Annotated in this window: 7 protein-coding genes; 1 reads left to right on the top strand and 6 read right to left on the bottom strand. The window is 76.2% G+C overall.

The annotated features are described in order from the left end of the window. From ICW40_RS18480 to ICW40_RS18490, 3 genes are all read right to left on the bottom strand, one after another. The coding region (locus tag ICW40_RS18480) for an NAD(P)/FAD-dependent oxidoreductase (protein ID WP_308121904.1) at positions 1-746 on the bottom strand (746 nt) is incomplete at its 3' end. Then, positions 743-1,276, bottom strand: coding sequence for an isoprenylcysteine carboxyl methyltransferase family protein (locus ICW40_RS18485; RefSeq protein ID WP_221655466.1), 534 nt, complete (start codon positions 1,274-1,276; stop codon positions 743-745). The genes ICW40_RS18480 and ICW40_RS18485, both read right to left, overlap by 4 nt. Beyond that, positions 1,276-2,349, bottom strand: coding sequence for a type III polyketide synthase (locus ICW40_RS18490; protein ID WP_221655467.1), 1,074 nt, complete (start codon positions 2,347-2,349; stop codon positions 1,276-1,278). The genes ICW40_RS18485 and ICW40_RS18490 overlap by 1 nt, the downstream gene beginning before the upstream one ends. A gap of 90 nt (positions 2,350-2,439) precedes the next feature. On the opposite strand from ICW40_RS18490, the gene ICW40_RS18495 reads away from it, so the two are divergent. Continuing rightward, entirely contained in the window at positions 2,440-3,321 is an 882-nt protein-coding gene (locus ICW40_RS18495) for a UbiA family prenyltransferase (protein ID WP_221655468.1), read from the top strand. A 30-nt stretch (positions 3,322-3,351) separates the two neighbouring features. On the opposite strand, the gene ICW40_RS18500 is transcribed toward ICW40_RS18495, so the two are convergent. From ICW40_RS18500 to ICW40_RS18510, 3 genes are all read right to left on the bottom strand, one after another. Beyond that, positions 3,352-4,314: an alpha/beta hydrolase gene (locus ICW40_RS18500; RefSeq protein WP_221655469.1), complete on the bottom strand. Its 963-nt coding sequence runs from the start codon at positions 4,312-4,314 to the stop codon at positions 3,352-3,354. A gap of 31 nt (positions 4,315-4,345) precedes the next feature. Next, positions 4,346-5,767, bottom strand: a complete 1,422-nt coding sequence (locus ICW40_RS18505) for an MFS transporter (protein WP_221655470.1) — start codon at positions 5,765-5,767, stop codon at positions 4,346-4,348. 20 nt (positions 5,768-5,787) lie between these two features. Then, on the bottom strand, positions 5,788-6,783 hold a 996-nt coding region (locus ICW40_RS18510; protein ID WP_221655471.1), incomplete at its 5' end, for a molybdopterin-dependent oxidoreductase.

Genomic DNA, 6,783 nt, shown 5'->3' on the forward strand with positions numbered 1-6,783 from the left:
GTCCGGCGCAGCGCCGCCTGGCGCAGCGGGCCGGCACCCCGCACGCCGCCCGCCGCGGGCGCGTCGCCGAGACGGGCGAGCAGCTCGGGGAACCCCGCGAGGACGCCGTCGAACGCCATGCCGGGCGGGCCGAGCAGCGCGACGCCCACGAGGTCGTCACCCACGGGCGTCACGTACGCCTCGGCGGACGGTGCCCAGTGCACCTCGACGAGGTCCGTCCAGGGCGCGACCCGGTAGTGGCGCCGCAGCCCGAAGCGGCGCCGGCCGTGCCGGGTGGCCTGGTCGACCTCGAGCCCGACGAGCCGCCGGACGGTCGAGTGCAGGCCGTCGGACGCGAGCAGCCACCGGGCCGTGAGGCCCGCGGCGCGGACGCGCTCGTCGTCCTGCTCGAGGTCGCGCACGCGGCCCTCGACGACCTCGACGCCGAGCGCGTCGGCCCGCTCGCGCAGCGCCGCGTGCAGGGTCGTGCGGCGCACCCCGCGCCCGGAGCCCGAGCGGAACGGGTGGTCCACGTGCCGTCCGGGTGCGCGGTAGGAGATGCCCTCGATCCGGTGGCCGACCGGGTCGACGCCGAGCCGTGTGAGCGCCCGCAGCGTGCCGGGCATGAGGCCCTCGCCGCACGCCTTGTCGATCGCCCCGGGCCGGGGCTCGACGACGACGACGTCGTGCCCCGCGAGCCGCGCCTCGATCGCCGCGGACAGGCCCACCGGGCCGCCACCGACGACGAGGACGTCGGTGTCGGTCACGCCGGGCGACCCGCCGGCGGCAGCTGCGCCAGCGCCCGCTCCTCGGCAGGGATGCGGAAGCCCAGCAGGAGGACGGCGTTGAGCACCGTGAAGGCGAGCGCCGTGACCCAGGCCGTGTGCACGAGCGGCAGCGCGATGCCCTCGAGCACGACGGCGACGTAGTTCGGGTGCCGCAGCACGCGGTACGGCCCGGCGGTCACGGGAGCGAGCCCCGGGACGATGATCACGCGGGTGTTCCACCGCGGCCCGAGCGTCGCGATGCACCACCAGCGCAGGGCCTGGCTGGCGACGACGGCGGCGAGCGCCGTCCAGCCGAGCACGGGGACGAACGGGCGGTCGAGGGCGTGCACCTCGACGACGCACGCGACGAGGAGCCCGGTGTGCAGCACGACCATGGGCGGGAAGTGGCCGCGCCCGCTCTCGACACCGCCGCGGTCGAACGACCACCGCGCGTTCCGGGCCGAGAGCACGAGCTCCGCGAGGCGCTCGAGCGCCGTCGCCACGACGACCAGGTCGAACAGCAGTCTCATCAGGCCTCCGGCCAGTGCAGCAGGACGTACTCGGCTCCGACGCCCGGCCCGAAGGCCATGAGGACGCCCCAGGAGCCGGGTGGGGGTGGGGCGTCGAGCGTGCCGTGCAGGACGTGCAGCACGCTCGCGGAGGACAGGTTCCCGACCTCGGCCAGGCTGCGCCGGCTCACGGCGAGCGCCGACTCGTCGAGGTCCAGGGCGTCGCGGACGGCGTCGAGGATGCGGGGCCCGCCGGCGTGCACGACCCACGCGCCGACGTCGCGCACCTTGAGGTCGTACTCCTCGAGCAGCGCGCCGACGTCGTCCGCGAGGCCCGAGCGCAGGACCTCGGGGAGGCCCGCCGCGAGCACGATCCGGAAGCCGCCCGCGCCGATCCGCCAGCCCAGCTGGTCCGAGGTGCCGCCGACGATGCGGCTGCGGCGACCGACGACCTCCGGCACGGCGGCCGGCGCCCCGGCCGCGGCCGGGTGCGCGTCGCCCACCAGCACGACGGCCGCCGCGCCGTCGCCGAACAGCCCGCTCGAGACGAGGTTGGCGATCGAGTCGTCGCCGTGCTGGACGGTCAGCGAGCAGAGCTCGACCGAGACCAGCAGGGCGACGTCCCCGGGCCGCCCGGCGAGGTGGTCGTGCACGGTGGCCAGACCCGCGGCGCCGCCCGCGCAGCCCCAGCCGAAGGACGGCACGCGCCGCACGTCCTCGCGCAGGCCCAGGCGGGGCACGAGGAGGGCGTCGATCGACGGCGCGCTGATGCCCGTCACCGACGTGAAGACGACGAGGTCGACGTCGGCCGCCGCGAGCCCGGCGCGAGCCAGCGCATCGCGTGCGGCGCGCTCGGCGAGGTCGGTCCCGAGCTCGATGAACAGGTCGTTCGCCTCGCCGAAGGAGGTCAGTCCGGCGTACCGCTCGAGCGGGAGGGCGAGGTGCCGCGTGCGGACCGTGCTGCTGCGGTGCAGGGCGCGGACCCGGGCCTGCAGGGCGGGCCCGGCGAGCAGCGGGCCGATGACGGCGGAGATCTCCTCCTGCCGGTGCACGTGCGCGGGCAGGGCAGGTGCGACGGCCAGCACGCGCGACATCGCTGCATCGTGTCACGACGTCGTCGATCCGGCCCCAGGAGCGACGACCGCGTCCGCGCGGGCTGCCTGCGGGGCCGCTACGGTCGCCCCGTGCACCGCCCGCCCTCCGACCCCGCGCGCACCGACCCCGCGCCCGCCCGGTCCGCGCGCGACGTCGTCGAGGGCCTGGTGCGGGCGTGCCACCCCGGACCCACCGTGGTCGTCACGGCCATCGCCGCGACGCTCGCGCTCGGCGCGGGCGCACCCGTGGCGAGCGCGCTGCTCGCGGCGGCCGCGGTGCTCGCGGGCCAGCTCAGCATCGGCTGGTCCAACGACTGGCTCGACGCGGGTCGGGACCTGGCGGTCGGCCGCGCCGACAAGCCCGTCGTGCGGGGGCTGGTCGACGCGGCCACGCTGCGCCGGTCGGCGCTGGTCGCTGCCGGCGCGTGCGTCCTGCTCTCCCTCGCGACCGGGCTGCTGCCGGGCCTCGTGCACGTCGTGGCGGTCGCGAGCGGCTGGTCGTACAACGTCCCGCTCAAGCGCACCGCGTGGTCGTTCCTGCCCTACACGGTGTCCTTCGGCCTGCTGCCGGTCTTCCTCGTCGCCGTGCAGCCCGGCGCGCTCCCCGCGTGGTGGGCGGTCGTCGCCGGGGCGCTGCTGGGCGCCGGGGCGCACGTCGCCAACGTCCTGCCCGACCTCGACGACGACGCGGCGACCGGCGTGCGCGGGCTGCCGCACCGCCTCGGCCGCACGGCGTCGAGCCTGCTCGCGCCGGCGCTGCTCACCGCTGCCGTCGTCGTCGTGGTCCTCGCGCCGGGGCAGCGGTCGGCCGCCGCGGCCGTGGCCGCCGTCGTCGCCGTCGCGCTCGCCCTGGCCGCGGGCGTGACGGCGGTCCGGCGCCCCGCGAGCAGGCTGCCGTTCCGGCTCACCATGGCCGTGGCCGCGATCTGCGTCGGCCTGCTGGTCGGCGCCGGGTCGCTCATGGTCGTCTGAGGCGCACCCTCGTCCGGACGACCGCACCGCTCACGCGGACGCGAGCCAGGCGAACGACCCGTCCAGGTACTCCGCGCGGGGCTGCGGTGCGCTGAGCGCCAGGTCGTGGATGCCGCCGTCGACCGTCATGAGGGTCACGTCCGGCCCCAGCAGCGGGGCGCGCGCCGCGATCTGCGCGACGTCGAGCACCGTGTCCTGGCGGTCGAGGTCCGGGTTGTCGAGCCGGTTCGGGCCGCTCCCGGCCGAGGTCGCGACGAGCACGGGTGCGCTGATCCGCAGGCCCTGCGCGAGGCGGGCCTGGCCCCGGCGCACCGCGCGCAGCCAGCTCGCACGGACGGGGAAGCCGCCGGCCGGCTTGAGGGCGAGGTCGTACTCCCACCGGCCACCGTGGTCCACGTGCAGGTGGTGCGAGTACGCCGACGGGCCCTCGGCCACCACCCGGAGCGGGTCCAGCGGGCCGACGAGGTCGAGGACGCGGGTGGAGACGACGCGGTGGAACCAGCGCGCCCGCAGGTCGAACCACGGGCTGTTGAGCACGAGGGCGTCGACCACGCCCGCACGGCGCAGGCTGTGCGCCCACAGGCTCGCGGTCAGCCCGCCCGTCGAGTGCGCCATGACGACGAGCCGCTCGTGCCCGGTCTCCCGACGCAGCAGGCGCGCCGCCGCGGTGAGGTCGGCGGCGTGCTCGGTGAGCTCGGTGACGAAGTGCGGCACCTGGCCCTCGCGCAGGGAGCGGCCGCAGCGGCGCAGGTCGATCGCGTGGAAGGCGTACCCCTCGGCCGTGGCGCGCTCGGCCAGGTGGCGCTGGAAGAAGTAGTCGTTGAAGCCGTGCACGTAGAGGAGCGCGGGCCGGGTGGGGCCGCCGACGTCGGACCCCTCCGGCCGGTGCCGCACGAGCGTCGCCACGACCGGGCCGTCGGGCGCCGGGCCGAGCTCGAGCGTGGTGCGCTCGAAGCCGTCGCCCAGGACGTCGGGCTCCCACCGCGCCGTCATGCGCGGCCGCCCTCGCGTGCCGGCACCACCCTCAGGCCGCCGAGCCGGCGCCGACGGCGACCTCGGCGTCCTGCGGGCGGCCGGCCCGGATCGGCACGAGCAGCGCGAGGCCCGCGGCGACGACGAGCAGGATCCCGAGGATGCCCCAGTGCTGTGAGCCGGAGACGGCGATGAAGGTGGAGAAGCCGAGCGGTGCGAGGAAGCTCGCGGCCCGGCCCGTGGTCGCGTACAGCCCGAAGATCTCGCTCTCGCGGCCGGCCGGGATGAGCCGGGCGAGGAGCGTGCGGCTCGAGGACTGGGCCGGGCCGACGAAGAGGCACAGCAGCAGGCCGAAGATCCAGAACACGGTCTGGCCGCCGTCGTGCAGCGCGAACACGACCGCGCCCGCGACGAGGAGCCCCGTGAGCGACGTGACGATGATGGCCTTGGGGCCGACCCGGTCGTCGAGCCAGCCGCCGAGGATCGTGGCGAGGCCGGCGACCACGTTGGCGGCGATCGCGAACACGATCACGCCCTCCGCCGTGAAGCCGAACGTGCCCGACGCGATCACCGCCCCGAAGGTGAAGACCCCCGCCAGCCCGTCGCGGTAGACGGCGCTCGCGAGCAGGAACCACAGCGTCGAGCGGCGCTCGCGCCAGAGCCCGCGCACGTCGCGGAACAGCTGGCGGTAGGAGCCGACCAGACCGAGCCGCGCGCGGGCCGGGCTGGGCGGCACCTCGGGCACCACGACCAGGACCGGCAGCGCGAAGACGGCGAACCAGACGGCCGAGACGAGCACGGCGGCGCGGATGTCGAGGCCGTTCTCGTCGGAGACGCCGAACCAGCCGACCTCGGGGTTGATGAAGCCCACGAAGAGGATGAGGAGCAGCACGATGCCGCCGAGGTAGCCCGCCCCCCAGCCGATCCCGCTGACGCGTCCGACGTCGCGCGGCGTCGAGACCTGGGCGAGCGTCGCGTTGTAGTTGACCGACGCGAGCTCGAAGAAGATGTTGCCGACCGCGAGCAGGAAGATGCCCAGCAGGAGGTTCTGCTCGAGGCTCGCCGGGTCGGGCGTGACGAAGAACATCGCACCGCTGATGACGACCGTGATCGCGGTGTAGACGCCGAGGAGCGTCCGCCGGCGGCCCTTGTCGTCGGCGCGCGCCCCGAGGACCGGCGCGAGGAGCGCGATCGCGAGCCCCGCGAGCGTCAGGCCGAACCCGAGCCAGGACGAGTGCTGGGCCAGGACGCGGTCGAGCGCGGTGCCGGCCGCGCCGTCGGGGTCCGCCTCGGCGGCCGCGACGACCGCCGGGTCCGCGAAGGACGAGCTCGTCAGCCAGCGGGTGAAGACGAACGTCGTGATGACCGCGTTGAACGCCGCCGAGCCCCAGTCCCACAGCGCCCAGGCGACGACGCGACGGCGCCGGGTCCGGGGGTCCACGGTGGCCGCGGTCGCGACGTCGTCGTCTGCCATGCGCGCATCGTACGGTCGGCTCAGCCCCGCACGGTGACGCGGACCTCGTGCCAGCCGGTCGCGCCGTCGGGCACCACGCCTGCACGTTCACCCGTCTGCGCGCCGTCGGGGTCGCTCGCCCGGACGCGAAGCACGTGGTCGCCCGGCGTCGCCGCCCACGTCCAGGACCACTGCCTCCAGGTGTCGACGCTGATCTCGTCCCCGAGCGTGGCGGCCGCCCAGTCGTCGTCGTCGACCTGCACCTCGACGCCCGTGACGCCGCGGTGCGTCGCCCAGGCGGTGCCCGCGACCACCACCTCGCCGGCGTCGACCGCGCCGCCGCGCGGCACCTCGATGCGGGACGCCGTCTTGACCGGACCGCGCTCGGACCAGCCGCGGACGGTCCAGTACGCCTCCCGGTCGGCGAACGTCGTGACCTCGAGGTCGGTCACCCACTTGGTCGCCGACACGTACCCGTAGAGCCCCGGGACCACGAGCCGCACGGGGAACCCGTGCGCCGCCGGGAGCGGCTCGCCGTTCATGCCGACGGCGAGCAGCGCGTCCCGGTCGTCGAGGAGCACGGGCAGCGGGGTGGACGCGGTGAAGCCGTCCACGCTGCGCGAGAGCACCATGTCCGCCCCCGGCAGCGGTCCGGCGCGCGAGAGCAGCTCGCGCACCGGCAGGCCGAGCCAGCGCGCGTTGCCGACGAGGTCCCCGCCGACGGGGTTCGAGACGCAGGCGAGCGTCACGTACGCCTCGACGAGGTCGGCGCCCAGCAGGTCCTCGAACGTGAGCGTGACCTCGCGCTCGACCATGCCGTGCACCCGGAGCCGCCAGGTCGCCGGGTCCACCTGGGGGACCGCGAGCGCGGTGTCGATGCGGTAGAAGGCGTCGTTGGGCGTCACGACGTCCGCGACGCCGGCCACGTCCACCTGGGCGCCGGCGGGCACCGGGGGAGCGGGTCGTGCGGGTGCGGGCAGGCGCAGCACCTCGCGCGCCCGTGCGGCGGCGCGGGCGCTCGCGCCGACGACCTGCCC

The organism is Actinotalea ferrariae (assembly GCF_019733465.1).
Classification (GTDB): domain Bacteria; phylum Actinomycetota; class Actinomycetes; order Actinomycetales; family Cellulomonadaceae; genus Actinotalea; species Actinotalea ferrariae_A.